Source organism: Variovorax sp. 350MFTsu5.1, from assembly GCF_048302515.1.
GTDB classification, from domain to species: Bacteria; Pseudomonadota; Gammaproteobacteria; order Burkholderiales; family Burkholderiaceae_C; genus Variovorax; species Variovorax guangxiensis.
The window spans coordinates 4296018-4321817 of the sequence record NZ_CP157620.1 but is presented as its reverse complement, the minus strand read 5'-3'; the positions used below and the strand labels follow the sequence as shown (position 1 = coordinate 4321817).

Annotated in this window: 25 protein-coding genes; 18 read left to right on the top strand and 7 right to left on the bottom strand. The window is 67.6% G+C overall.

Annotated elements, in window-relative coordinates; translation table 11 throughout:
* Window positions 1–62 precede the first annotated feature (62 nt).
* Together ABL843_RS19675 and ABL843_RS19670 are read right to left on the bottom strand one after the other, a co-directional pair.
* Window positions 63–1625 carry an ABC transporter substrate-binding protein gene (locus ABL843_RS19675; protein ID WP_418116980.1) on the bottom strand — a complete coding sequence of 521 codons (1563 nt, stop codon included), beginning with the start codon at window positions 1623–1625 and terminating at the stop codon, window positions 63–65.
* 48 nt (window positions 1626–1673) lie between these two features.
* Window positions 1674–2432 carry a class II aldolase/adducin family protein gene (locus ABL843_RS19670; protein WP_418116979.1) on the bottom strand — a complete coding sequence of 253 codons (759 nt, stop codon included), beginning with the start codon at window positions 2430–2432 and terminating at the stop codon, window positions 1674–1676.
* A gap of 443 nt (window positions 2433–2875) precedes the next feature.
* Here ABL843_RS19670 and ABL843_RS19665 point away from each other — a divergent pair, with 443 nt between their 5' ends.
* From ABL843_RS19665 to cydX, 10 genes are all read left to right on the top strand, one after another.
* On the top strand, window positions 2876–3625 hold the full coding sequence (locus ABL843_RS19665) for an electron transfer flavoprotein subunit beta/FixA family protein (RefSeq protein ID WP_418116978.1): 750 nt from the start codon (window positions 2876–2878) through the stop codon (window positions 3623–3625).
* Between the two features lie 2 nt (window positions 3626–3627).
* Complete coding sequence (locus tag ABL843_RS19660) at window positions 3628–4560, top strand: electron transfer flavoprotein subunit alpha/FixB family protein (RefSeq protein ID WP_418116977.1); 933 nt, start codon at window positions 3628–3630, stop codon at window positions 4558–4560.
* A 74-nt stretch (window positions 4561–4634) separates the two neighbouring features.
* The gene (locus ABL843_RS19655) at window positions 4635–6425 is read left to right on the top strand and encodes an acyl-CoA dehydrogenase (RefSeq protein WP_418116975.1); all 1791 of its coding nucleotides are present in this window, start codon (window positions 4635–4637) and stop codon (window positions 6423–6425) included.
* Window positions 6426–6590: 165 nt separating this feature from the next.
* A complete protein-coding gene (locus ABL843_RS19650; protein ID WP_418116974.1) occupies window positions 6591–7553 on the top strand; it encodes an NAD(P)H-dependent flavin oxidoreductase in 963 nt (320 codons plus the stop codon).
* 62 nt (window positions 7554–7615) lie between these two features.
* On the top strand, window positions 7616–8728 hold the full coding sequence (locus tag ABL843_RS19645; RefSeq protein WP_418120491.1) for an acyltransferase family protein: 1113 nt from the start codon (window positions 7616–7618) through the stop codon (window positions 8726–8728).
* Window positions 8729–8884: 156 nt separating this feature from the next.
* Window positions 8885–10576 carry a thiol reductant ABC exporter subunit CydD gene (gene cydD / locus ABL843_RS19640; protein WP_418116973.1) on the top strand — a complete coding sequence of 564 codons (1692 nt, stop codon included), beginning with the start codon at window positions 8885–8887 and terminating at the stop codon, window positions 10574–10576.
* A complete protein-coding gene (gene cydC / locus ABL843_RS19635) occupies window positions 10573–12288 on the top strand; it encodes a thiol reductant ABC exporter subunit CydC (RefSeq protein ID WP_418116972.1) in 1716 nt (571 codons plus the stop codon). The genes cydD and cydC overlap by 4 nt, the downstream gene beginning before the upstream one ends.
* 41 nt (window positions 12289–12329) lie before the next feature.
* Window positions 12330–13949: a cytochrome ubiquinol oxidase subunit I gene (locus tag ABL843_RS19630; protein WP_418116971.1), complete on the top strand. Its 1620-nt coding sequence runs from the start codon at window positions 12330–12332 to the stop codon at window positions 13947–13949.
* A complete protein-coding gene (gene cydB / locus ABL843_RS19625; protein ID WP_418116970.1) occupies window positions 13946–15100 on the top strand; it encodes a cytochrome d ubiquinol oxidase subunit II in 1155 nt (384 codons plus the stop codon). The genes ABL843_RS19630 and cydB overlap by 4 nt, the downstream gene beginning before the upstream one ends.
* A 22-nt stretch (window positions 15101–15122) precedes the next feature.
* Window positions 15123–15272, top strand: a complete 150-nt coding sequence (gene cydX / locus ABL843_RS19620) for a cytochrome bd-I oxidase subunit CydX (protein ID WP_093201312.1) — start codon at window positions 15123–15125, stop codon at window positions 15270–15272.
* Between the two features lie 22 nt (window positions 15273–15294).
* On the opposite strand, the gene ABL843_RS19615 is transcribed toward cydX, so the two are convergent.
* The gene (locus tag ABL843_RS19615; protein ID WP_184636773.1) at window positions 15295–15876 is read right to left on the bottom strand and encodes a GbsR/MarR family transcriptional regulator; all 582 of its coding nucleotides are present in this window, start codon (window positions 15874–15876) and stop codon (window positions 15295–15297) included.
* Between the two features lie 49 nt (window positions 15877–15925).
* Entirely contained in the window at window positions 15926–16951 is a 1026-nt protein-coding gene (locus tag ABL843_RS19610) for an AraC family transcriptional regulator (protein WP_418116968.1), read from the bottom strand.
* 110 nt (window positions 16952–17061) lie between these two features.
* Between ABL843_RS19610 and ABL843_RS19605 the strand changes: the two genes are divergently transcribed.
* The 6 genes from ABL843_RS19605 to ABL843_RS19580 are packed head-to-tail and all read left to right on the top strand — an operon-like array spanning window position 17062 to window position 22394.
* The gene (locus ABL843_RS19605; protein ID WP_418116966.1) at window positions 17062–18621 is read left to right on the top strand and encodes a long-chain-fatty-acid--CoA ligase; all 1560 of its coding nucleotides are present in this window, start codon (window positions 17062–17064) and stop codon (window positions 18619–18621) included.
* Window positions 18622–18666: 45 nt separating this feature from the next.
* Window positions 18667–19851 (top strand): lipid-transfer protein, encoded by a 1185-nt coding sequence (locus ABL843_RS19600; RefSeq protein ID WP_418116965.1) that lies wholly within the window; start codon window positions 18667–18669, stop codon window positions 19849–19851.
* A 15-nt stretch (window positions 19852–19866) separates the two neighbouring features.
* On the top strand, window positions 19867–20307 hold the full coding sequence (locus ABL843_RS19595) for a MaoC family dehydratase N-terminal domain-containing protein (protein WP_184636781.1): 441 nt from the start codon (window positions 19867–19869) through the stop codon (window positions 20305–20307).
* Between the two features lie 17 nt (window positions 20308–20324).
* Window positions 20325–20744, top strand: coding sequence for a MaoC family dehydratase (locus ABL843_RS19590; RefSeq protein WP_418116964.1), 420 nt, complete (start codon window positions 20325–20327; stop codon window positions 20742–20744).
* Window positions 20745–20772: 28 nt separating this feature from the next.
* Window positions 20773–21603, top strand: a complete 831-nt coding sequence (locus ABL843_RS19585) for an SDR family NAD(P)-dependent oxidoreductase (protein ID WP_019658647.1) — start codon at window positions 20773–20775, stop codon at window positions 21601–21603.
* A 2-nt stretch (window positions 21604–21605) separates the two neighbouring features.
* A complete protein-coding gene (locus ABL843_RS19580) occupies window positions 21606–22394 on the top strand; it encodes an enoyl-CoA hydratase/isomerase family protein (RefSeq protein ID WP_418116963.1) in 789 nt (262 codons plus the stop codon).
* Window positions 22395–22406: 12 nt separating this feature from the next.
* On the opposite strand, the gene ABL843_RS19575 is transcribed toward ABL843_RS19580, so the two are convergent.
* The 3 genes from ABL843_RS19575 to pip form a co-directional block, all read right to left on the bottom strand.
* Window positions 22407–23339, bottom strand: a complete 933-nt coding sequence (locus ABL843_RS19575) for a DUF2167 domain-containing protein (RefSeq protein WP_418116962.1) — start codon at window positions 23337–23339, stop codon at window positions 22407–22409.
* 88 nt (window positions 23340–23427) lie between these two features.
* Entirely contained in the window at window positions 23428–23850 is a 423-nt protein-coding gene (locus ABL843_RS19570) for a cupin domain-containing protein (RefSeq protein WP_418116960.1), read from the bottom strand.
* Between the two features lie 79 nt (window positions 23851–23929).
* Window positions 23930–24883, bottom strand: a complete 954-nt coding sequence (pip, locus tag ABL843_RS19565) for a prolyl aminopeptidase (protein ID WP_418116959.1) — start codon at window positions 24881–24883, stop codon at window positions 23930–23932.
* A 102-nt stretch (window positions 24884–24985) separates the two neighbouring features.
* Here pip and ABL843_RS19560 point away from each other — a divergent pair, with 102 nt between their 5' ends.
* Together ABL843_RS19560 and ABL843_RS19555 are read left to right on the top strand one after the other, a co-directional pair.
* A complete protein-coding gene (locus ABL843_RS19560; RefSeq protein ID WP_418116957.1) occupies window positions 24986–25444 on the top strand; it encodes an ArsR/SmtB family transcription factor in 459 nt (152 codons plus the stop codon).
* Window positions 25333–25794, top strand: coding sequence for an SRPBCC family protein (locus ABL843_RS19555; RefSeq protein WP_418116956.1), 462 nt, complete (start codon window positions 25333–25335; stop codon window positions 25792–25794). Before ABL843_RS19560 ends, ABL843_RS19555 begins: the two co-directional genes overlap by 112 nt.
* Window positions 25795–25800: the final 6 nt, after the last annotated feature.

Genomic DNA, 25800 nt, shown 5'->3' with positions numbered 1-25800 from the left:
GGCATGCGGTGGCCCGGCCCATCAGGTCGGCATGGCCCGGCGCCGCACGCGGGGGAGGGAGGTCAGGCCAGCTTGACGCGGCCCAGGCTGTCGTTCAGGCCGATGCCGGAGGACACCACGTTCTGGATCTTGGTGCGGTACAGCGTCGGGAAGTTGATCTCGTGCAGCCAGGCCACGGGAACCTCGTCGACCAGCAGCTTCTGCACTTCCAGGTAGATCGCGCGGCGCTTGGCCGGGTCGCTCTCGCGCGCACCGGCGGCGAACAGCTCGTCGACCTTGGGGTTGGAGTAGCCGGCCACGTTGTTGAAGGGCGAGCCCTTGGCGATGTTGTCGCTGGTGTAGTTGCGTGCCACGCCGAGCGCCGGGTCGCCGTACTGGTAGACGTAGGTGAAGGCCAGGTCGAAGTCCCACTCGCTGTTGCGCTGGTTCCAGCCGGCCACGTCGGTGGCGACCATCTCGATCTTGATGCCGGCCTGCGTGAGGTTCTGGCGCACGATCTCGGCCTGGCGCTGCCACGATTCGCCGTAGGGCAGCGGCAGCAGGCGCAGCGTCTCGCCCTTGTAGCCCGATTCGGACAGCAGCTTCTTGGCCTTGGCGAGGTCGCGCGGGTACTTGGTCACTTCGTCGCTGGCGTAGGCGATGTGGCTGTTGAACGGGCCGGTGGCCGGCTTGGCGTAGCCGTACCAGGCGACCTTGGCCATGGCCTCGCGGTCGATGGCGGTCCACACGGCCTGGCGGAACTTCACGTTGTTCATGGGCGCCGTGCGGTTGTTCATCCACAGCCAGCTGTGCGGCGCGAAGAACTCCCAGCCCTTGGTGGTCACGGCCGCGCCCGGCAGCTTGGCCAGGCGGCCCACGTCGAAGTATTCCACCGTGCCGCCCGGCGCGATGTCGACCTTGCCCGACTCGAACGCCGCGGCGCGCGCGGCCGCGTCGGGGATCACGTGGAAATACACGCTCTCCACGCTCACGATGCCCGGCTGGTGGTAGTTCTCGTTGGCCACGAGGTTGATATAGGAGCCCTTGACCCATTCCTTGAACTTGAGCGGGCCCGTGCCGATCGGCGTGGCGTTGGCGGGGTTGGTCGCGAAGTCGGTGCCTTCGTAGATGTGCTTGGGCACCATCGGCATGGTGCCGTTCTCGAAGATGCCCATGAAGGGGCCGAAGGGCTGCTTGAGCTTGAACTCCACGGTGAGCGGGTCGAGCGCCTTGATCGATTCCACCTGCGCCAGGCTGGCGCGGAAGCGCGCGTGCGTCTTGCGCAGGAACACGTCGCACGAGAACACCACGTCGTCGGCGGTGAAGGGCTTGCCGTCGTGCCACTTGACGTTGGGCTTGAGCTTGAAGACGTAGGTCTTGCTGTCCGCGCTCACGGTCCAGGACGTGGCGAGCTGCGGCTGGGGCTCGAGCTTCTCGTTGTAGCGCAGCAGGCCTTCGTAGATGTTGCCCGCGATCAGCTGCGTGGGGCCGTTCTGCACGATGCCCATCATCAGGCCAGGCGGCTCGGGCTGGACCAGCACGTTGACGACACCCTTCTTGCCTTGCGCCAGGCTGTGCAGGGGCACCCCGGCGATGGACAGGCCTAGGGCGGCGGAGCCGGCTTGGATCAGGTTGCGGCGTTTCATCGGAGCGGACCTTTCGAAGTGGGTAGGGCAGTGAAGAACGGGTGAATCTCAGTCGCGGAAGGAGGCCGGGCTGGGCGGGGCCAGGCGCTGGAGGAGCGCGCGCCATTCGCGCGCGTAGGGGTCGTGCGGTGCGGAGGCGAGGCGGTTGGTGTCGCCGCTTTCGTACTGGCGCGCGGTCAGCTCGCAGACCTCCTCGGGCACCGGGTGCACGGCTTGGCCGGTGCCCTGGATGGCGACCTGCACGCGGCAGGCGCGCTCCAGGTTGTGCATCAGGATGAAGGCCTCGGCCACGCTGCGGCCGAGCGTGATCAGTCCGTGGTTGCGCAGGATCAGTGCGCGCGAATTCGGGCCGAGGTCGGCGACCAGGCGATCGCGCTCCTCGTGGTTGAGCGCGATCCCTTCGAACTCGTGGTACGTCACGCGGTTGTGGAACTGCAGCGCCCACTGGTTGCACGGCTGCAGCCCGCCGGCCAGCGAGGACACGGCGACACCGGCGACGGTATGGGTGTGCAGCACGCAGACGGCGTCATGGCGCGCGGCATGCACGGCGCTGTGGATCGTGAAGCCGGCCGGGTTCACGTCGTACTCGGAGGGCTCGACGATGTTGCCGTCCAGGTCGATCTTCACGAGCGAGGACGCCGTGATGTCGCGAAACAGCATGCCGAAGGGGTTGATCAGGAACTGGTCCGTGGTGCCGGGCACGCGGGCTGAGATGTGGGTGTAGATGCTGTCGTCCATCCCGTAGAGGGCGACGAGCCGGTAGGCGGCTGCGAGGTCCTGCCGGAGCTGGCGCTCCGCGGATGCCATGGGAGGGAGGGCGCCGCCGCGTACGTCCGGGATGCTTCGTTCTGCTATTTCCATTGAATCTCCGAAGATCGACTGTCATCTGTCGACAGTATTCATCTTGCAGTTTGCGTGCCAGCCCAGATATCGGCGAAAACCCGCAAATTGGCTGCAGTTGGCGTTTCAGCCGGCCTCGCATGCACCGCGAGCGGGCACGCCTGTCGATTTGCGTGCAAGCCGTGCAGCTTGATGGCGCGAATGCGCCCCGCCCCGGCGGCCTCACGAATATCTTTGTCGCCCTAAAGGCTCAGTGCTCCGGCGCTGCCTTATAATCACGAAAAAGCACGATCGTTCTTTTTTATGGCGCCGGCGCCGACGGGAAGAATGGAGAGGCGGCAAAGGTCGCGCCCTAGAATGACCGGTTTGCCCTCGAAGCCCCCTTTTTGCAATCCAATGGAGTCAAGTCAATGAAGGTTCTTGTGCCTGTCAAACGGGTCGTCGATTACAACGTGAAGGTGCGCGTGAAGAGCGACGGCACCGGAGTGGACATTGCCAACGTCAAGATGAGCATGAACCCCTTCGACGAGATCGCCGTTGAAGAAGCGGTGCGGCTGAAGGAAAAGGGCGTGGTCACCGAAGTCATCGCCGTCTCCTGCGGCGACGCCAAGAGCCAGGAAACCCTGCGCACCGCCATGGCCATCGGTGCCGATCGCGGCATCCTGGTGGAAACCGCCGAAGAACTCCAGCCGCTGGCCGTCGCTAAGCTGCTGAAGGCGCTGGTCGACAAGGAGCAGCCCCAGCTCGTCATCCTCGGCAAGCAGGCCATCGACGACGACGCCAACCAGACCGGCCAGATGCTGGCTGCGCTGGCCGATCTTCCCCAGGCTACTTTCGCCTCGAAGGTCGAGGTCGCTGGCGACAAGGCCACCGTCACCCGCGAAGTCGACGGCGGCCTGGAGACCGTGGCGCTCACGCTGCCCGCGGTCATCACCACCGACCTGCGCCTGAACGAGCCGCGCTACGTGACGCTGCCCAACATCATGAAGGCCAAGAAGAAGCAGCTGGACACGGTCAAGCCCGAAGAACTGGGCGTGGACGTGAAGCCGCGCCTGAAGACCCTGAAGGTCGCCGAGCCGCCGAAGCGTGGCGCTGGCATCAAGGTGCCGGACGTCGCCACCCTGGTCGAGAAACTGAAGAACGAAGCGAAGGTGATCTGAACATGACCGCACTTGTTATTGCCGAACACGACCACGCCAGCATCAAGCCGGCCACCCTCAACACCGTGACCGCAGCACTGGCCTGCGGCGGCGACGTCCACGTGCTTGTGGCCGGCGCCAATGCAGCCGAAGCGGCCAAGGCCGCCGCCCAGATCGCCGGTGTCTCGAAGGTCATCGCCGCAGACAGCCCGAGCCTCGCTGAAAACCTCGCCGAGAACGTCGCAGCCCAGGTGCTCGCGATCGCCGGCAGCTACAGCCACATCCTTTTCCCCTCGACCGCCAACGGCAAGAACGTCGCGCCGCGCGTGGCCGCCAAGCTGGACGTGGCCCAGATCAGCGACATCACGGCCGTGGTGAGCGCAGACACCTTCGAGCGCCCGATCTATGCGGGCAACGCGATTGCCACCGTGCAGAGCAGCGATGCGACCAAGGTCATCACCGTTCGCACGACCGGTTTTGACGCTGCAGCAGCCACCGGTGGCTGCGCCGCCGTCGAATCGGCAGCAGGCGTGGCAGACAGCGGCAAGAGCAGCTTCGTGGGCCGCGAAGTCACGAAGAGCGAGCGTCCTGAGCTGACGGCCGCCAAGATCATCGTCTCGGGCGGCCGCGCCCTCGGCAGCGCCGAGAAGTTCACCGAAGTGATGGCACCTCTGGCCGACAAGCTCAATGCCGGCCTGGGTGCCAGCCGAGCAGCCGTCGATGCGGGCTACGCCCCCAACGACTGGCAGGTGGGCCAGACGGGCAAGATCGTCGCCCCTCAGCTGTACATCGCAGCGGGCATCTCCGGCGCGATCCAGCATCTGGCCGGCATGAAGGACTCCAAGGTGATCGTGGCGATCAACAAGGACGAAGAGGCACCGATCTTCTCGGTGGCCGACTACGGTCTGGTGGCCGACCTGTTCACGGCCGTGCCGGAACTGGTGAAGGCGCTCTGATCGCATCGCTGCACTGAGCCAGAGGGCATCGTTCGCGATGCCCTTTTCGTATCCGCTGTATCTGGAGACATGACATGAGCTACACAGCCCCCATCAAGGACATGCTGTTCGACATCGAGCACCTGGCCAACATCGGCGAGATCGCGAAGCTGCCGGGCTTCGAGGATGCCGGCCTCGAAACCGCGCAGGCCGTGCTCGAAGAGTGCGCGCGCTTCAACCAGGACGTGATCGCGCCCCTGAACGTGGCGGGCGACCGCAATCCCTCGTCGTTCAAGGATGGCGCCGTCACCACTACGCCAGGCTTCAAGGAAGCCTTCGCGCAGTACGTGGCGGGTGGGTGGCAGGGGCTGCAGCATCCGGCGGACTTCGGTGGCCAGGGCCTGCCCAAGACCATCGGCGCTGCTTGCGGCGAGATGCTCAACTCGGCCAACATGAGCTTCGCGCTGTGCCCGCTCTTGAGCGACGGCGCCATCGAGGCGCTGCTCACGGCCGGCTCCGACGAGCTCAAGGCCACCTACCTCGAGAAGCTCGTGAGCGGCCAGTGGACCGGCACGATGAACCTCACCGAGCCGCAGGCCGGCAGCGACCTCGCCATGGTGCGCAGCCGCGCCGAGCCGCAGCCCGACGGCACCTACAAGGTGTTCGGCACCAAGATCTTCATCACCTACGGTGAGCACGACATGGCGCAGAACATCGTGCACCTCGTGCTGGCCCGCGTGGCCGGTGCGCCCGAGGGTGTGAAGGGCATCAGCCTGTTCGTCGTGCCCAAGTTCCTCGTGAACAAGGATGGCTCGCTGGGCGAGCGCAACGACGTGCACTGCGTGAGCATCGAGCACAAGATGGGCATCAAGGCGTCGCCCACGGCCGTGCTGCAGTATGGCGACCACGGCGGTGCCATCGGCTATCTCGTCGGCCAGGAGAACCGCGGCCTTGAATACATGTTCATCATGATGAACTCCGCCCGCTACGCCGTGGGCATGCAGGGCATCGCGATCGCCGAGCGCGCCTACCAGCACGCCGTGGCCTACGCGAAGGATCGCGTGCAGAGCCGCCCGGTGGATGGCTCCATCAACGCCAGCGCGCCGATCATCCATCACCCCGACGTCAAGCGCATGCTGATGACGATGCGCGCCTATACCGAGGGCTGCCGCGCGATGTCCAGCGTGGCGGCTGCGGCCTACGACGCCGCGCACCATCACCCCGACGCGGACGCGCGCAAGCAGAACCAGGCCTTCTATGAGTTCATGGTGCCGCTGGTGAAGGGCTACAGCACCGAGATGAGCCTCGAAGTGGCGTCGCTGGGTGTGCAGGTGCACGGCGGCATGGGCTTCATCGAGGAGACCGGCGCCGCGCAGTACTACCGCGACGCCAAGATCCTGACCATCTACGAAGGCACCACCGCCATCCAGGCCAACGACCTCGTGGGCCGCAAGACGGCGCGCGACGGCGGCCAGACGGCCAAGGCGATCGCCGCGCAGATCGAGAAGACCGAAGCCGAGCTGGCCCGGATCGACAACCCTGCTGCGGCGGCCGTGCTCAAGCGCCTGAAGGCTGCGCGCCAGGCCTTCGTCGAAGTCGTCGATTTCGTGGCCGGCCAGACCAAGGCCGTGCCCAACGCGGTGTTCGCGGGCAGCGTGCCCTACCTGATGCTCGCGGGCAACCTGGTGGCAGGCTGGCAGCTCGCGCGTTCGCTGATCATTGCGCAGGACCTTGCCTCGCGCAGCTTCGACACCGACTTCATGCTGGCGAAGATCGCCACCGCGCGCTTCTATGCCGAGCACATCCTCAACAAGGTGCCGGGCATCCGCGACAGCATCGTCGAGGGTGCCGAGAGCGTAACGGCGCTGGCGCTCGAGGCTTTCTGAAAACGGGCAGCCGAACGCAGAAGTCGCAAAGGTTACGCAGAAGTCGCAGAAGAAAAACCAGAATTTGTCTTCGGGTTCTTTTGCGACCTTTGCGTAGTTTTTGTCTTCCTTCTGCGTTCGGCTGCCCGATCCCGCATTCAACACAACTTTCAAGAGACAAGCATCATGTCGAAACTGCCTCCCGTCCTCGCGAACCTGCCGCTGCCGATCATCGGCTCGCCGCTGTTCATCATCAGCAACCCCAAGCTCGTGATCGCGCAATGCAAGGCGGGAGTGGTCGGCTCGATGCCGGCGCTCAATGCGCGCCCCGCCGCGCAGCTGGAAGACTGGCTCGCCGAGATCACCGAGGAACTGGCGGCCTACAACAAGGCCAACCCGGACAAGCCCGCCGCGCCGTTCGCCATCAACCAGATCGTGCACAAGAGCAATGACCGGCTCGAGCACGACATGGAGATGGTCGTGAAATACAAGGTCCCGATCGTCATCACCTCGCTGGGCGCGCGCACCGACGTGAACGAGGCAGTGCACAGCTACGGCGGCGTGACGCTGCACGACATCATCAACAACAAGTTCGCGCAGAAAGCGATCGAGAAGGGGGCCGACGGCATCATCGCCGTGGCGGCCGGCGCCGGCGGCCATGCGGGCACGAAGAGCCCGTTCGCGCTGGTGCAGGAAATCCGCCAGTGGTTCGACGGCCCGATCGCACTGTCGGGCTCCATCGCCACCGGCGGGGCGGTGCTGGCGGCACAGGCCATGGGCGCCGACTTCGCCTACATCGGCACGGCGTTCATCGCCACCGAGGAGGCGCGCGCGAGCGACGAGTACAAGCAGGCCATCGTCGACGGCACCTCCGACGACATCGTCTATTCGAGCCTCTTCACCGGCGTGCACGGCAACTACCTCGCGCCCAGCATCGTCAAGGCCGGCATGGACCCGGCCAACCTGCCCGAAGGCGACGTGAAGACGATGAACTTCGGCGGCGGCGAAGGCAGCAAGGCCAAGGCCTGGAAGGACATCTGGGGCTCGGGCCAGGGCATCGGTGCCGTGACCGAGGTGGCCACCGCCGGCGCCTTCATCGAGAAGCTCAAGCGCGAATACACGGAGGCAAGGCAGCGGTTGGCGCTTTGACTGCCTTTGCCGACGGCGCCGCGCCCGTTGCGAGCGCGCCGCCGTCTTCATCCGCGGGACGCATGCCGCTGCTCGATGCGGCAAAGGGCGTCGCCTGCGCGGTGATCGTCGGACATCACCTTTCGCGCTACGGCCCGATGCCGGCGGGCGCATACGCGCTCGCACCCGATTTCTTCGCCTGGCTGGCCGACGAAGGGCGGCTGGCGGTTCAGGTGTTCCTGGTGATCGCAGGCTTCCTGGCGGCGGCCAGTCTTGCGCCCGACGGCACGCTGCGAGTGGACCGGCCGGTGGCGCGCATCCTGCAGCGCTATGGGCGGCTGATCATGCCGTATCTCGCCGCGCTCACCGTGTGCGTGCTGGTCGCGGCGGTCGTGCGGCCCTGGCTCGACGAAGAGGTGGTGCCGGCTGCGCCGACTTTCGGGCAATTGATCGCCCACGGCCTGCTGCTGCAGGATCTGCTGGGTTACGAGTCGCTCTCCACGGGCGTCTGGTACGTGGCCATCGACTTCCAGCTCTTTGCGCTGGCGTTGGTGCTGGTGGGGTTGCCGTCGATGCTGCAGCGCACCGGCGGCCCGGCACCGCAGGGCCTGCGGGCGCGATGGCTGCCCGTGGCGCTGGTCTTCGGGCTGGCAGTGGCTTCGCTCGCGCTCTTCAATCGCAATGCGGGGCTGGACGACACGGCCTTCTATTTCTTCGGCACCTACGGCCTGGGCATGCTTGTGTTCTGGATCGGGCGCGCGACGCGATACAGCACGTGGCAGAGCGCGATCGCGCTGCTGGCGCTGGTTGGGGCGGGCGCGCTGGCGATCGACTGGCGCAGCCGCATCGCGACCGCGCTGGTCACGGCGCTGCTGATTGCCATTGCTCAGCGGCGGAACTGGCTGTCGCCGAAGCACTGGCCCGCGACGGCGATGCCGCTGGTGCGGCTGGGGCGGATGTCGTATTCGTTGTTCCTCATCCACTTTCCGGTGCTGCTCGCCATGAATGCGGCGGTTGCGAATGCAGGTCCGCACGGCTCGTGGTTCGACGCGGCCGGCCTCGTGGCGACCTTCGGCCTGTCGGTGGTCGCCGCGGCGCTGCTCCATCGCTGGGTGGAAGCGCGCCCGGCCTCCTGGCGCGCGGTGTTCGCGCTGTTCGCCGCGCTGCTGGTCAGCGGAGTAGTCGTTTCTCATTAAAGAACGGGCGCGCCCGCGCAGGCGCACCGTCCGAATCTTCCTGAACCGGTTGCGTTAGCGCGCGGGAGCGTGCAGTCTGCGGGCTCGTCAGCCGCCTCAGTCTCCGGTATGATTGTGGAAATTTCAGTAAATACTGAAAATTCACGAAACTAAGGAATGACCAAGCACTCGCCATCCCGATCGCCGCTGCGGGCTTTCGCGTCGCCTGACGTCGGCGGGATGGTGCAGGGTGCCGCGGCGCTGTTCTGGTTGCCGCAAGCTGCGTTGCTGGCGATGGCTGTGCAGGGGCTGGCTTCGGGGCGCGGTTTCGACGCCGTGGTCTGGCCTGCTGCCGCGATCCTGCTGCTGGGCCTGGCGAGAGCGGCTTGCGAGTCCTGGGGCGCGCGCCGGACTTTCACCCGCGCACGCGCACAGCTCACCGCGTTGCGCGCCCAAACCGCCGCCGCGCTGGCCGCCGGCTCTCCCCTGGATCGAAGCCGCGCGCATTCCGGGCTCGCGGCAAGCGTGCTCGCCGAGCAGGCCGAGGCGCTGGTTCCGTACCTCGTGCGGTACCAGCCCGCCCGCTGGCGCGCGACGGTGGTGCCGATCTTCATCCTGTGCGCGGTGGCTGCCTTTTCGTGGGTGGCAGCGCTGGTCTTGCTGTTCGCGGCACCGCTCATTCCGATCTTCATGGCCATCGTCGGCTGGCGCGCCAGGGCCGCGAGCGAGGCGCAGATGGTGGAGCTCGGCGGCATGAACGCCTTCCTGCTCGACAGGCTCCGTGGATTGGCAACGTTGCGCTCCCTGGGCGCTGTGGAACTCACTGCACAGCGCCTGGGCGATTCAGCCCAATCCCTGCGCCGCCGGACGATGGCCGTGCTGCGTATCGCATTCCTCTCTTCCGCCGTGCTCGAACTCTTCTCCGCGCTGGGCGTGGCATTGGTGGCTGCGTATGTCGGCTTCCACCTGCTCGGCTCCCTCGGCTTCGGCACCTGGGGCCGCACGCTGAGCCTCGGTGAGGGCCTGTTCGTGCTGCTGCTGGCGCCCGCGTTCTTCGAGCCGCTGCGCGAGCTGTCGATGGTCTGGCACGACCGCGCCGCGGGCGAGGCTGCGCTGGAGGCACTCGGCCGCCTGCAGCGCAACGACCTGCCTCTGCCCGGTGCGAATGCTTCGCTGACACGCGCCACGAGGAACGCCCACGCAGGCCCGCCGGCAGTCACCATCCACAACCTGCATTTCGCCTGGCCCGGCGAGCAGCAGGAGGTCTTCGACGGTTACGAGCTCCGCATCGCTCCCGGAGAGCACGTCGCCCTGACAGGTTCCAGCGGCAGCGGCAAGACCGTCTTGCTTTCCCTGCTCGCAGGTCTGGTGCCTGCCACGCACGGCGATATCTCCATCGGCGGCGTCGCGCTCACCAGCCACACGGTGGCCGTACTGCGCCAGCGCATGGGTTGGATGGGCCAGGCGCCGCACGTCTTCGCCGGTTCCGTCGAAGCCAACGTGGCGTTGGGGCGTCCGGATGCCGATAGCCAACGTGTGGCCAATGCCATGCTCTTCGCATCGCTCGAAGCCGTGGCGCAGGCCCATCCCGTCACTTCGCTGGGCGAGGGTGGGCAGGGCTTGTCCGGCGGAGAGGCCGTGCGCCTCGCGCTCGCACGCGTCGCAGTCCACCCGCACGCCGATCTGCTGCTGGTCGACGAGCCCACCGCGCATCTGGACACCGAAACCGCCGAGCGAGTGATCGACGCGCTGATCACGCTGGCACGCGGCAAGACCCTCGTCGTCGCAACCCACGACCCGGTGCTCGCCGCGCGCATGGACCGCACGATAAGCCTCGGCAGCGCAGAAGCGGTGGAGAAGGCCGCATGAGCAAGCCTTCCCACATAGGCACGAACTGGCGCGACCTGCGCCGGGTCCTGCGTCCCTTCCTCGCCACGCAGCCGCGCCGGCTGCTCCTGGGCTGCCTGCTCGCGGCGATCACGGTTCTCGCAGGAATGGCCTTGCTGGGCCTTTCCGGCTGGTTCATCACCGCGACGGCACTTGCCGGCCTGCATGCCGCCACAGCCTTCACCTTCGACGTATTCATGCCGTCCGCCGGCATCCGCCTGCTCGCGCTGGGCCGCACCGCATCGCGCTACGGCGAGCGGCTGGTGACGCACGACGCCACCTTCGCCGTGCTCGCCGAACTTCGTGTGCGCCTGTTCCGCGGCTGGGCCAGGGCCGAGGCAGCGCGCCAGTTGCTGATGCGCCCGGCGCGCCTGCTGTTCCGCCTCACCGCCGACATCGACGCGCTCGAATCGCTCTATCTCCGCCTGCTCGTTCCAGCGGCCGCCGCACTGGGGGCCGCATTGCTCGCCGGCACGGTGCTCGGCTTCATGCATGTGGCGATGGGTTTTGCGCTGACGCTCTGGCTCGTGATCGCCGGCTGGGGCATCGCATTCCTCGTGGCAAGGCGCGCGCGCCGGCCAGCCGTGCGGCGCGCGCATGGCGTCGAGACGCTGCGCGCACGTGCCGTCGATCTGGTGGCAGGGCAGACCGACCTGGTGATGGCCGGCCGCATCGACGCGCAACGCGAGGCATTGATTGCTGCCGACGCGCAGCTTGCCAAGGCCGACCTCGCACTGAACAAGCTCGAGGCAGCCGCCGGTTTCGCCTACGGCAGCGCAGGCACCCTGACCCTCGTCGGCGTGCTGCTGGCCGTTGGCTTGCTGGTGAATGAGGGAGTCATCGGCGCACCGGCCGCAGCGCTGGCTCTGCTGGTGGCGCTCACGGCGACGGAGCCTTTCGCAGCCTTGCGCCGCGGCGCGCTCGACGCGGGCCGCACCTGGCTGGCGGTGCGGCACCTGGCGCCCCGCATGACTTCTTCCGCGGATGAGCCCGCCGCAACGGCGAAGGCTCCCGATTCCCGACTCGCACTCCAGCTGGAGGAAGTCACCGTAGCCCACGACGGCAGTTGCATCCCCGTCCTGACCGAAGCCTCATTGGCTCTGCAAGCAGGCGAGCGCGTCGCCCTCATCGGCGCCAGCGGCGCCGGCAAGTCCACGCTCCTCGCCGCCATCGCAGGCGAGATCACCCCCCGTTCCGGCAGCGTCCTCGCCCAGCCAGCCTGCCTGCTGACCCAGCGCACCGAACTCTTCCAGGACAGCCTGCGCGACAACCTCCGCCTCGCAGCCCCCGAAGCCACCGACGAACGACTGCACGCCGTGCTGCAAGCCGCGGGGCTGGAAGAAGAGGTGCGTGCCTTGAGCACCGGCCTCGACACCCGCCTCGGCGAAGGCGGCCTCGGCCTCTCCGGCGGCCAGTCGCGCCGCCTCGCGCTGGCCCGCCTGCTGCTGCGCGACGTGCCGTTCTGGCTGCTCGACGAGCCCACGGAAGCGCTGGATGCAGCCACCGCGCACGACGTGCTGGATCGCCTCGCCCGGCACGCAGGCGCCCGAACCCTGCTGATCGCCACCCACTTGCGCCGCGAGGCCGCGCTCGCCGACCGCCTCGTGTGCATGAACCAGGGCCGCATCGTCGCCGACCTGCGGCGCGGCAGCGAGAGCTTCGACGCCGCGCTGCGCAGCCTGCGGCCCGACTGAATCCGGAAACGAAAAACAGGGAACACAAAGGAAGAACCCCCATGGACCTCGACATCGTCGCGCTATCGCGCCTGCAGTTCGCCGTCACGGCGCTGTACCACTTCCTGTTCGTGCCGTTGACGCTCGGACTCTCGATCATCATCGCCATCATGGAGACGGTCTACGTCATGACCGGCCGCGTGATCTGGCGCGACATGACGAAATTCTGGGGTGTTCTCTTCGGCATCAACTTCGCGATGGGTGTCGCCACCGGCATCGTGATGGAGTTCCAGTTCGGCATGAACTGGAGCTACTACAGCCACTACGTCGGCGACATCTTCGGCGCGCCGCTGGCCATCGAGGGTCTGATGGCCTTCTTCATGGAGGCCACCTTTGTCGGGCTGTTCTTCTTCGGCTGGGACAAGCTCTCGAAGGTGGGCCACCTGATCTCCACCTGGGCGGTGGCCATCGGCTCCAACTTCTCGGCGCTGTGGATCCTCATCGCGAACGGCTGGATGCAGAACCCGGTGGGCGCGGCCTTCAATCCGCAGACCATGCGCATGGAAGTGACCGACTTCGCCGCGGTGCTGACCAACCCGGTCGCGCAGGCCAAGTTCGTCCACACCGTGTCGGCGGGCTATGTGTGCGCGGCGGTGTTCGTGCTCGGCGTTTCTGCGTGGTACGTGCTCAAGGGGCGTCACCTCGAACTCGCCAAGCGCTCGATGACGGTCGCGGCCTCGTTCGGCCTGGCCGCAGCGCTCTCCGTGGCGGTGCTCGGCGACGAGAGCGGCTATCTCTCGGGCGAGCACCAGAAGATGAAGCTGGCCGCCATCGAGGCCATGTGGGAGACGCAGCCCGCGCCCGCCGCCTTCACCGTGGTCGGCTTCCCCGACCAGGAGGCTCGCGAGACGCACTACGCGATCCACATTCCTGGCGTGATGGGCCTCATCGGCACGCGTTCGCTGGACACCGTCATGCCCGGCATCGACGAACTGGTGAAGCGCGCGGAGGTGCGCATCCGCGAAGGCATCAAGGCCTACGACGCGCTGCAGAAGATCCGCGAGGCCGGCGGCACCGACAAGGTGACGCAGGGCGTGCGCGGCGACTTCGAGGACAACGGCATCAACATGGGCTACGCGCTGCTGCTCAAGCGCTACGTGGACGACCCGCGCCAGGCCACCGACGAGCAGATCGCCAAGGCCGCGTGGGACACCGTGCCGCAGGTGGCGCCGCTCTTCTGGCTGTTCCGCGTGATGGTGGGCATCGGCGTGCTGCTGATCGTTCTGACCGGCACCTTCTTCGTGCTCTCCGCGCGCCGCAGGCTCGACAGCCACCGCTGGCTGCTGAAGCTCGCCGTGTTCGCGATCCCGCTGCCGTGGATCGCCATCGAGTCGGGCTGGCTGGTGGCGGAGTTCGGGCGCCAGCCGTGGGTGATCGAGGGCGTTCTGCCGACCGCGGTGGCCGTGTCGAACCTCGGCGTGAAGACGCTGCTGCTCACGCTGGCGGGCTTCATCGCGATCTACACCGCGCTGCTCGTCATCGAGATGAAGCTCATGCTCAAGGCCATCCGCAAGGGGCCGCAGGCCGAGCACGCGCCCGACGAGGGCGACACGCTCTCGCACATTCCGCCGGCCCACGCGGGCGCGGCCATCGCAACGCCATCCACCGGGAGCGCAGCATGATCCTTCACACACTTCTCGACTACGACACCCTGCGCTTCATCTGGTGGCTGCTGATCGGCGTGCTGCTGGTGGGCTTCGCCGTCACCGACGGCTTCGACCTGGGCAGCGGCATGCTGCTGCCCTTCGCCGCGCGCAACGACATCGAGCGCCGCGTCGTCATCAACAGCGTCGGCCCGGTCTGGGAGGGCAACCAGGTCTGGCTGATCCTGGGCGGCGGCGCGATCTTCGCGGCATGGCCGCAGCTCTACGCCGTCTCCTTCTCGGGCTTCTACCTGGCGATGTTCGTGATCCTCACGGCGCTGATCCTGCGGCCCGTGGCCTTCAAGTTCCGCAGCAAGCGCGAGTCGCCGCAATGGCGCGCGCGCTGGGACTGGGTGCTGTTCTTCAGCGGCTTCGTGCCGGCGCTGATCTGTGGCGTGGCCGTGGGCAACGTGCTGCAGGGCGTGCCGTTCCGCTTCAACCCCGACATGCACATCTTCTACGACGGCAGCTTCTTCGGCCTGCTGAATCCGTTCGCCATCCTGTGCGGGCTGGTGTCCGTGGCGATGCTGGTGATGCACGGCGCCGCGTGGCTGTTGCTGAAGACCGCCGGGCCGGTGGCCGAGCGTGCGCGCACCTACGGCATGGTTGCCGCCGTGCTCACCGTGGTGCTCTACGCGCTGGCAGGGGTGCTGCTGGCCACGAGCATCGGCGGCTTTCGCATCAGCAGCGTGATCGACGCGACGGGGCCTTCGAACCCGCTGCTGAAGACGGTCGAGTTGCATGCGGGCGCGTGGACCGCCAACTACGCGGCGCACCCATGGACGCTGGCGGCTCCGGCGGCCGGCTTCGTCGGCGCGCTCGGTGCGCTGCTGGGGCTCGCGCTGCGCCGCCCGGTGCTCGCGCTGCTCGCGGCTGCGCTCGGCATCGCCGGCATCATCCTCAGCGTGGGCGCCTCGATGTTCCCGTTCATCCTGCCGTCGTCCATCGATCCGCGCGCCAGCCTCACGGTATGGGACTCGTCATCGAGCCACCTCACGCTGTTCATCATGCTGGTGGTCACGGCCGTCTTCATTCCGCTGATCGTGGCCTACACGAGCTGGGTCTACCGCGTGCTGTGGGGCAAGGTCGACGAACAGGCGATCCGCGACGAGAGCGGCCACGCCTACTGACCAATCAAAGGAGGAATCGAAGATGTGGTACTTCGCCTGGATTCTCGGCCTGCCGCTGGCGGCCGCATTCGCCGTGCTCAACGCCATGTGGTACGAGCTGATGGACGACGAGGCCGTCCGCAAGGCCAAGCTCGGGACGCCCGAGCCGTCATCGGGGCAGGAGCGGCTGTAGCCCCCGGAAGAGGGCGGCCGGCTTACTCGGCAGCCTTCTTTTTCGACGCCGCGCCGCCGGTGATGCGGTCTTTCAGCGTCAGCACCTTCGTCACCGTCGCGCCCATGCCCATGAGCTTCATGGCGGTCTCGGGCGCGAGCCGCTGCACGTCGTCGAACCATTTCATCAGCCGGTCGATCAGGTCGTGCATCTCGCGCATGCGCTCCTGCGCGTGACGTTCGGCGTCGCTGCGGGGCGATTCGAGCAGCGCGTTGCGCAGCATCGAGAGCGTGGGTTCGATCTCGCGGCGGCGGCGCTCCTCGGCCAGCACGCGGAAGATTTCCCACACGTCGGAAGGTGCCTCGAAGTATTCGCGCCGGTCGCCGGGGTGATGCCGCAGGTGCACCAGCCGCCATGCCTGCAGTTCCTTCAGGCCCATGCTGACGTTGGAGCGCGAGAACTCGAGCAGTTCGGCGATCTCGTCGGCGTTGAGTGCGCGCTCCGAGAGAAAGATCAGCGCGTAGATCTGCCCGACTGTGCGGTTGATGCCCCACTTGCTGCCCATTTCGCCGAAATGGGCGACGAACTGGCGGTTGAGGGGCGGGAGATCGGAAGAGTTGGCCATGCGCGGGATTGTCGCGCGGATGGCTGTAATTCCGGAAAGTCCTGAAAACTCAATCGGCCTGCTGGCGTCGCCTGTACGAGCCCGGCGCGCCGCCGGTCCATGCCTTGAAGGCCCGCTGGAAGGCCGCGCTGTCGGCAAATCCCAGCTCGTCGGCCAGCGCCGCGAGGGGCACGGTGCTGGTGTTGAGCCGCACGATGGCGAGGTCGCGCCGCAGCTGGTCCTTCAGCGCCTGGAATGATGTGCCCTCGGTGGCCAGGTGCCGCTGCAGCGTGCTGACCGACATGTGCAGCACGCTCGCGGTGGTGGCGAGGTCGGCCCATGCCGGGCGGTGCTGCTGCAGCACCGCGCGCACCTTTGCGCTCACTGCCTGCTCGGCCAGCCGGGGCAGGATCACGTTGGCCGGAGAGGCCGCCAGGAAGGCCTGGATCTCCTGCGCGTCGCGGTGTACCGGCGTGTCGAGCGCGGCGGCGTCGAACCACACGGCCGACAGGGGCTGGCCGAACTGCAGCGGGCCCGGGAACACCTTGGCGTAGCCGTCGGCATAGGGCGGCGGCTCGAAGCCGAAGTCGAAGCGGCGAGCCTGCAGCCGGCCGCCGTGCAGCCAGGCGAAGAGCCGCCAGTACACCCGCAGCATCAGCTCGTGCAAAAAGTTCTGGTGCTTGGGCGGCTGGATGTTCAGCCGCAGCCCGAAGCCCGCGAGGGGGCCGTCGTGCAGCAGCACCAGCGAGAGGTCGTCCTGCAGCAGGTCGAATGTGCGGGCCACGCGGCGCAGCGCCACCTCGAAGGTGCGCGCGCCCAGGGTGGAGCGCGTCATCAGCGCGAAGCTGCCGCAGCGCAGGCGCCGAGTGAGAAAACCCAGCGCCTCGTCGTCCATGCGCTCCATCAGCAGCGCGAAGAGGGCCACGTACTGCTCGGCCGTGACGCGGGCTGCAGCCTCGTCGAGGAGTGCCGGGGCGATGCCCGCGTCTTCCAGCGCCTTTTCCACGTCCACCAGCGCCTCGCCGGGCCGCGCACGGATGCCCGACAGCATGCCGAGGACGAAGGCGATCGGGATGGTGACGGGCGGCTGCAGCATGTCTGTGTCGATTGACCTTTTCTGCCATGCGATCGAAGCGAAGTGCAATCGCCGGGCGGCGGCTGGATTTCTACCATGCGTCTGCACAAGAACGAGACGGAGACAAACCCATGTACCTGACCCAGGGCCTTCACCGGGCCGTGCAGCAGCGCCCCGACGCCATTGCCGTGCGTTTCGCCGGCCGTGCCCGGACATTCCGCGACTTTGCCGAACGCGTCGCCCGCCTGGCCGGCGCGCTGCAGCGGCTGGGCATGCAGGCGGGAGACCGCGTCGCCATGCTGTCGCTCAACTCCGACCGCTACCTGGAATACCAGATGGCCGTGCCCTGGGGCGGCGGCGTGCTCAACCCGTGCAACATCCGCTGGTCGGCCGCCGAGATCCTGTACTCGCTGGAAGACTCGGGCTCGGGCATCCTGCTGGTCGACGAGACCTTCCGCGCGGTCGTCGAGCAGATGCGCGGCCAGTCGAAGAGCCTGCGCGAGGTCGTCTACTGCGGCGACGGGCCCGTGCCCGCCGGCATGCACAGCTACGAGGGCCTGATCGACGCGGCGGCACCGGTGCCCGACGCCGTGCGCCGCGGCGAGGACCTGGCCGGCATCTTCTACACCGGTGGCACCACCGGCTTTCCCAAGGGCGTGATGCTGAGCCACACCAACATCTGCAGCTCGGCGCTCGCTGCGCAAGCGGAAGGGCTGGCACCGGCCGACGGCTGCTACCTGCATGCCGCGCCCATGTTCCACCTGGCCGACATGGGGCTGGCCACGCCGCACTGGTTCACGGGCAACGCGCACGCCATCATTCCCATGTTCACGCCCGAGGGCGTGCTCGACACCATCGAGCGCGACCGCGTGACCAGCCTGCTGCTGGTGCCCACCATGATCCAGATGCTGGTGGACCACTCCGCGATGCGACAGCCGCGCGACCTGAGCAGCCTGAAGAACATCACCTACGGCGCCTCGCCGATCTCCGAGGCGGTGCTCAACCGCGCGATGGACGCATTTCCGGGCGTGGGCTTCGTGCAGGCCTACGGCATGACCGAACTCTCGCCCATTGCGACGCTCAACCCGGCCTACTTCCACACGGCGGAGGGCCGCAAGCGCGGCAAGCTGCGCTCGGCGGGGCGCGCCAGCGTGTGCATGGAAGTGCGCGTGGTCGATGCCGACGACAAGGAGGTGCCGCGCGGCACCGTCGGCGAGGTGGTGGTGCGCGGGCCCAACGTGATGCAGGGCTACTGGAACAAGCCGGAGCAGACGGCGGCCGCGCTGCGCGACGGCTGGATGCACACCGGCGACGGCGCCTACATGGACGACGACGGCTTCATCTTCGTGGTCGACCGCATGAAGGACATGATCATCAGCGGCGGCGAGAACGTCTACTCGGCCGAGGTCGAGAACGCCATCAACCAGCATCCCGCGGTGGCTGCCTGCGCCGTCATCGGCATTCCCAGCGAAGAGTGGGGCGAGGCGGTGCATGCCGTGCTGGTGCTCAAGCCGGGGCAGGGCGTGCAGCCCGAGGAGCTGATCGCCCACTGCAAGACGCTGATCGCCGGCTACAAGTGCCCGCGCAGCGTGGCCGTCGTCGATGCGCTGCCGCTCTCGGGCGCAGGCAAGGTGCTCAAGACCAAGCTGCGCGAGCCCTTCTGGCAGGGCCGGCAGCGCAGCGTGGCCTGAGCCCGCTCTACCTTTCTTTTCGAACTTCCAGACAAGGAGCCTTTCATGAGTCAAGACGTTCACGTGGTCGGAGTCGGCATGATCCCGTTCACCAAGCCGGGCGCGAACCAGCCCTATCCCCAGATGGCCGCACAGGCCACGAACACAGCTCTGAAGGACGCCGGCATCGGCTACGAATTGGTGCAGCAAGCCTACGTGGGCTACGTGTACGGCGACTCCACCGCCGGCCAGCGCGCTCTCTACGAAGTGGGCATGACGGGCATTCCGGTCGTCAACGTCAACAACAACTGCTCGACCGGCTCGACGGCTTTGTTCCTCGCGCGCCAGGCGGTGGCCAGCGGCGCTGCCGACTGCGTGCTGGCTTTGGGCTTCGAGCACATGAGCCCCGGCGCGCTCGGCGCGGTGTTCAACGACCGGCCCAGCCCCTTCGACCACTTCGAGAACATCACCGACGAGCTGGTCGGCAACGAGCAGGTGCCGCTCGCGCTGCGCTACTTCGGCGGTGCAGGCCTGGAGCACATGCAGCAGTACGGCACGCAGATGTCGACCTTCGCGAAGATCCGCGCCAAGGCCAGCCGCCACGCGGCGAACAACCCCGTGGCGCTGTTCCGCACCGTCGTCACCGAAGAAGAGGTGATGGCCGCGCCCGTCATGTGGCCCGGCGTGATGACGCGCCTGATGGCCTGTCCGCCCACCTGCGGTGCGGCGGCGGCCATCGTCTGTTCTCCCCGTTTCGCCGAACGCCACGGGCTGGACCGCAGCGTGCGCATCAAGGCGCAGGCCATGACCACCGACCGCCCCATCACCTTCGAGAGCCGCGACATGCGCGAGGTGGTCGGCTTCAGCATGGCGCAGGAGGCCGCGCAGAAGGTGTACGACGCGGCAGGCGTCGGGCCGCAGGACGTCGACGTGGTCGAACTGCACGACTGCTTCGCGCACAACGAGCTGCTGAGCTACGAGGCGCTGGGCCTGTGCCCGGTGGGCGGCGCGGAGAAGTTCGTGGTGGACGGCGACAACACCTATGGCGGCAAGGTCGTCACCAACCCGTCGGGCGGGCTGCTGTCGAAGGGACACCCGCTCGGCGCGACGGGGCTGGCGCAGTGCACGGAGCTGGTCCAGCAGCTTCGCGGCACGGCAGAAAAGCGGCAGGTGGAGGGCGCGCGGCTCGCGCTGCAGCACAACCTCGGGCTGGGCGGCGCCTGCGTGGTCACGCTCTACGAGCGCGTCTGAGAGAAGGGCTGCCAGATGATCGACAGGAAGTGGATCGGCCACGAACTGCCAGCATCGGTGCTGCCCATCGAGCGAAGCCGGCTGCAGTTCTTCGCCAAAGCCATCGGCGAGACCGACCCCGTCTACACCGATGCCGCCGCCGCGCGCGACGCCGGCTACCCCGACCTGCCCGCGCCGCCGACCTTCCTGTTCGCGGCCGAGCTGGACTCGGGCGCCTCCGACCGGCTGCTGGCCGGCCTGGGCATTCCGCTGTCGAAGCTGCTGCACGGCGAGCAGGGCTTCAGCTACCACCGGCCGGCCTGCGTGGGCGACACCGTGACGGTGCGTTCCACCATCACCGACATCTACGACAAGAAGAACGGCGCGCTCGAATTCGTCGTCAAGACATCGCGCGCCACCAATCAGCGCGACGAGCTGGTGGCCGAGCTGCGCTCGGTGATCGTCTGCCGCCATTGACGAAGGAGCCTGCACCGATGACCGCACCGACCTACGACGCCGTGAACGTCGGCGACGAGCTGCCCGCGCTGCAGCTGCCGCCCGTGAACCGCACCACGCTCGCACTGTTCGCGGGCGCGTCCGGCGACCACAACCCCATCCACATCGACACCGACTTCGCGCGCAAGTCCGGCATGCCCGACGTGTTCGCGCAGGGCATGCTGGGCATGGCCTGGCTGGGCAGGCTGCTCACGCAGTGGGCGCCGCAGTCGCAGCTGCGCCGCTTCGACGTGCGCTTCCAGGGCATCACGCACCTGGGGCACGCGGTGCGCTGCGGCGGGCGCGTGGTCGAGAAGCTGGAGCACGAAGGCGAGCGTTGCGTGCGCGTGGAAGTGCACAGCGCCAATCAATACGGGCAGACGCGCATCGCCGGCGAGGCGCTCATCGCGCTGCGCTGAATCAACACGACAAGGAAAGAACGCAGACATGACACCCAAGCTCGACGGCAAGGTCGCCCTCATCACCGGTTCGGGCCGCGGCATCGGCCGGGCCATCGCGCTCAAGCTCGCGTCGGAAGGCGCGCGCATCGTCGTCAACGATCTCGACGCACAGCCGGCGGAAGAAACAGTGCAGGAAATACGTGCGGCCGGCGGCCAGGCGGTGGCATGCACCGGCAGCGTGGCCGCGCCCGATTTCGCGGAGCGCTTCGTCGGCACGGCGGTGAGCGAGTTCAAGGGGCTCGACATCATCGTCAACAACGCCGGCTACACCTGGGACAGCGTGGTGCAGAAGATGACCGACGAGCAGTGGTACGCCATGATCGACGTGCACCTGACCGCGCCGTTCCGCATCCTGCGCGCGGCGCAGCCGGTGATCCGCGCGCTGTCGAAGGCCGAGACCGAGGCGGGCCGGCGCGTGGTGCGCAAGGTGGTCAACATCTCGTCGGTGGCGGGGCTGTTCGGCAATGCGGGGCAGGCGAACTACGCGGCGGGCAAGGCGGGCATCGTCGGACTCACGCAGACGCTGGCCAAGGAGTGGGGCCGCATGAACGTGACGGTCAATTGCGTGGCCTTCGGCTTCATCCAGACGCGGCTGACGGCCAGCACCGCCGAGGCGTCCACCGCGAACATCGAGGGCCGAGAGATCAAGGTCGGCATCAACCCGGGGCTGTTGGCGATGATGGAGCAGTCGATTCCGCTGGGGCGCGGCGGCACGCCCGAGGAGGCGGCCGGCGCCGTGTACCTCCTGTGCGCGCCCGAGTCGGACTATGTGAGCGGCCAGACGCTGATGTGCAGCGGCGGCCTGACGGGCATCTGAGCATGCAGACCGCCGAAGGCATCGCCTGGGGTGTGGAGGCGAGCATCGGCCGCATCGTGCTGAAGCGGCCGGAGCGCGCCAACGCGATAGGTGTTCGCAGCGGCCGCGCGCTGGTGCGGGCCATCGACGAAGTGCTGGCGGGCAAGCCGCGCGTCATCCTGCTGACCGGAGAAGGCCGCGTGTTCTGCGCCGGTGGAGACATCGACGAGTTCGTGGCGGCCGGCGAAGCGCTGCCGTCGCTGGTCGACGAGATCCTGGACCGGTTGCACCCGGCGCTGCTGCGACTGTCGAACAACCCCGCGCCGCTGGTCGTCGCGGTGAACGGATCCGTCGGCGGCGCGGGCGTGGGGCTGGCGCTGTGCGGCGACTTCGTGCTCGCCGCGGAATCGATGAAGCTGCGTACGGGCTATGCGGCCATCGGGCTTTCGCCGGATGCGGGCGCGTCGTACTTCCTTGCGCGCCGTGTGGGGCCGGTGCGTGCACAGCAGCTGCTGATGCTCAGCGACTCCATCGACAGCCAGCGCTGCCTTGCGTGGGGCGCGGTCGATGCGCTGCATCCGGATGACGAACTCGCGGCCGCCACCGAAGCGTTGGTGGCCCGGCTCGCGCATGGTGCGAGCGCATCTTTCGCCGGCATCAAGCAGCTCTGCGCCGGCGCGCCCGGCCGGCCCTTCGAGCAGCACCTTGCGCTGGAGCACAGGCTGCTGCGCGAGCGTGCAGCCAGCGCCGATGCGCGCGAGGGCGTGGCCGCCTTCGTGGAGAAGCGAGCGCCCAGGTTCAAGGGAAGCTGAACGCCACGGCCGTCAGCCGTTGCGCTTGAACAGCTTCGCGATGCCCCAGAGCGCCGCGCCGCCGGCCACCACCGCCAGCTTCGCGAACTTGGCGAGGAAGGCCGCGATGATCGCGAACAGGCCCAGCTTCTTCACCGCCGCGCCGGCCACCAGCGCGGCCAGGCCGTAGGCGGCGACCTTGTCCGTGGACGAGTTGAAGTCGGCGTACTTCTTGCCGTCGTCGTACTGGATCGCACCGAGGAGCTTGCTCGCGTCGGGCTTGTACTTGTCCAGGTCCTTCGCGTTGGTGATGAGGTTCAGGCTCAGGTAGCCCTCGCGGCCCAGCGCGTAGGTGTTGTAGTTGACGCCCTGGTTGCCGTCGGTGCTGCCCTTGCGCTTCGACAGGGCCGACCACACGAGGCGGTGCGAGGATGCGTCATACTGCGGCTTCTGCGCCCAGCCGGTCACCTCGATCGAAGGAATGCCGCGCTTGGCGCGTTCCTCGTTCGCGGCCTCGGTGCCTTCCTTCAGGCTCTTGAGCAGGTCGTCGGCGTTCCAGTCCTTGGCGTCGTCGTCCTTGATGTAGCCCTCCTTCACGAACTTCACCACCGCCATCCAGTCGGCGTCGTCGGCGGGGAAGATCGCGCCGACGAAGGTGTCGTCGGTGCGGTTGCCCATGCTGCGCATGAGCTGCGCGGCGGCGGGCGTCGGCACCCACACGTAGCCCGCGGGCAGGTGCAGGTGGGCCTGGTCGCGCAGTGTGATGTCGACGGGGCCGACCTTCTGCACGGCCTTGGCGGCCTTGAACGCGGCGTCCTGTTCGGCTTCGAGCGAACTGGCCGTCGATGCCTGAGTCGATGGAGCGGACGGGGTGGTGGTCGGCGATGCGGCTTGGCTGGTCTGCGCCACGAAAGCGGCGCACGCGAGCAGCACGCCGGCCGTCAGGCGGGTGGTTTGAAGACGCAAGTTCTCTCTCCTCGGTTGTTATCAGTCTGGTGAGCCGAGGGAGTTTAGGGGTTGTGCGGAAAGTGGCGGGTCGTGGAGCGCGAAGCTGCTACTTCCAGGGCGTCGGCGCCGGCACCTCGCACACCGGCTCCACATCGAGGCTCTTGAAGTCCGCCGGCGAGACGATCTCCAGGTACTCCATGTCGGGCGAGTAGTCGAACAGGAAGTGCCGGATGCCCGGGCGCTGGTGCACCACGTCGCCGGCCTCGACCAGCGTTTCCTTGTCTTCGTACATGAAGCGGGCCCAGCCCTTGACCATGATGACGATCTGGAAGTCCGCCTCATGGCGGTGCCAGCCGGTGCCCGTTTCCGGTGCCATGTTGGCCTTGACCAGATGCGCGATCACCTTGCCGTTGGTGGCTTCGGCGATGCCCAGGTCGCGATAGAGGAAGAAGTCACGCAAACCACCCGATACGAACTCGGTGTCACCGGGCTTCACATGGGAGAACTGGGTGGCGGTACGGTCCAGCATGGGGCGCTCCTTCGCAGGTGGTGGGTGTTGCGGTGCAACACGCATAAAGCGTTCCCGGGCTGGGCCGGCCGCGAGCGATTCAGCGGCTTGCGAAACCGTCGGTCGCGCGAAGCAATCGGTCGAGGATGCCGGGCTCCGAGTAGGCGTGCCCAGCGCCCTCGATCAGGTGGAACTCCGCCTCCGGCCAGGCCTTGTGCAGCGCCCAGGCATAGCGCGCGGGGCAGGGCATGTCGTAGCGGCCGTGCACGATCACGCCGGGGGTGCCGTGCAGCCGGTGCGCATCGCGCAGCAGCTGGCCTTGTTCCAGCCAGGCGTCATGTACGAAATAGTGATTTTCCAGCCGTGCGAAGGCCAGCGCGAAATGATCTTCGCCATGTGCCGCGGCAATCGCCGGACTGGGCAGCAGGGTGATGGTCTCGGCCTCCCACACGCTCCAGGCACGTGCCGCCTCGATCTGCGCCACCGGGTCGTCGCCGGTGAGCCGCTTGCGGTAGGCGGCGATCATGTCGCCGCGCTCGGCCTCGGGTATGGGCGCCTGGAACTTCTCCCACTTGTCGGGGAACATCTCCGACACGCCGAACTGGTAGTACCACTGGAGTTCCGCCCGGGTCACGGTGTAGATGCCGCGCAGCACCAGTTCGCTCACGCGCTCCGGATGCTTCTGGGCGTAGGCGAGGGCGAGCGTCGAACCCCAGGAGCCGCCGAACACCAGCCACTTGTCGACGCCCGCGCGCTCGCGCAGGCGCTCGATGTCGGCGACCAGATGCCATGTCGTGTTGGCCTCCAGACCCGCGTGCGGCAGCGAGCGGCCGCAGCCGCGCTGGTCGAAGAGCGTCAGGTCGTACCGTGCCGGATCGAACAGGCGCCGGTGCTCCGGCGAGATGCCGCCGCCGGGGCCGCCATGCAGGAACACCGCCGGCTTGGCACCGGGCGTGCCGCAGCGCTCGTAGTAGATCTGGTGGCCGTCGCCCACGTCGAGCATGCCGCTTTCGTAGGGCGCGATGGGGGGATAGGGCTGGCGCAGTTCGGTCATTGGGGCTTCCTCTGTCGGTGCTGGATGGGCTTGATCGCTGCGCATCGTCGCATGACGTGAAGTGGCTTGACGGCACCGAGGGCCTTCCAGATACTCAACCGCATGGTTCAGTCAGCAACCCGACCCGACAGCGATGCGCTCGACGCAGTCTTTGCTGCGCTCTCCGATTCCACGCGGCGCGCCGTGCTCGAAGCCCTTGGCGAACGCAGCCTCAGCGTGACCGAACTGGCCGAGCCGCACGACATGTCCCTCACCGGTTTCATGAAGCACCTGCGCGTGCTGGAAGACGCCGGCCTGATCTCCCGCACGAAGGAGGGCCGCATCGTGCGCTGCGAACTCTCGCCCCGGCCCATGCAGGAGGCCGCCGTGTGGTTGTCTCGCTACGAGAAGTTCTGGGCCGGGCGTCTCGATGCACTGGCGCGCTTTCTCTATCACCAGGAGGAGACCGAATGGAGAACCCTTCCGCCGGCTGCGCAGAGCGCCCCTCGCTCACCCTCAGGCGGCACTTCCGCGTCTCGCCCGACAAGGTCTGGCGCGCGTGGACCGACCCGCAAGCGCTGAAGCTCTGGTTCGGCCCAGAGGAAATCGTCTCGGTGCCGATCGCCGAGGTCGACCTGCGCGTGGGCGGCCGCTTCCGGGTCGCCATGCTCGCCAATGACGGTGAGACGCACGACGTGAGCGGCACGTATCTCGAGGTTGTTCCGAACCGCAAGCTGGTCTTCAGCTGGGCCTGGCGCAGCACGCCGGAGCGAGAGTCGCGCGTCACGCTGCGCATCGAGCCTGATGCCGAGGGCTGCGAGCTGGTGCTGCTGCACGAACAGTTCTTCGACGAAGCCGCGCGCGACGCCCACAACCACGGCTGGACCGGTGCGCTCGTCAAGCTGGAGGCTTGGCTGAACCTCGCCGCCTGAGACCTT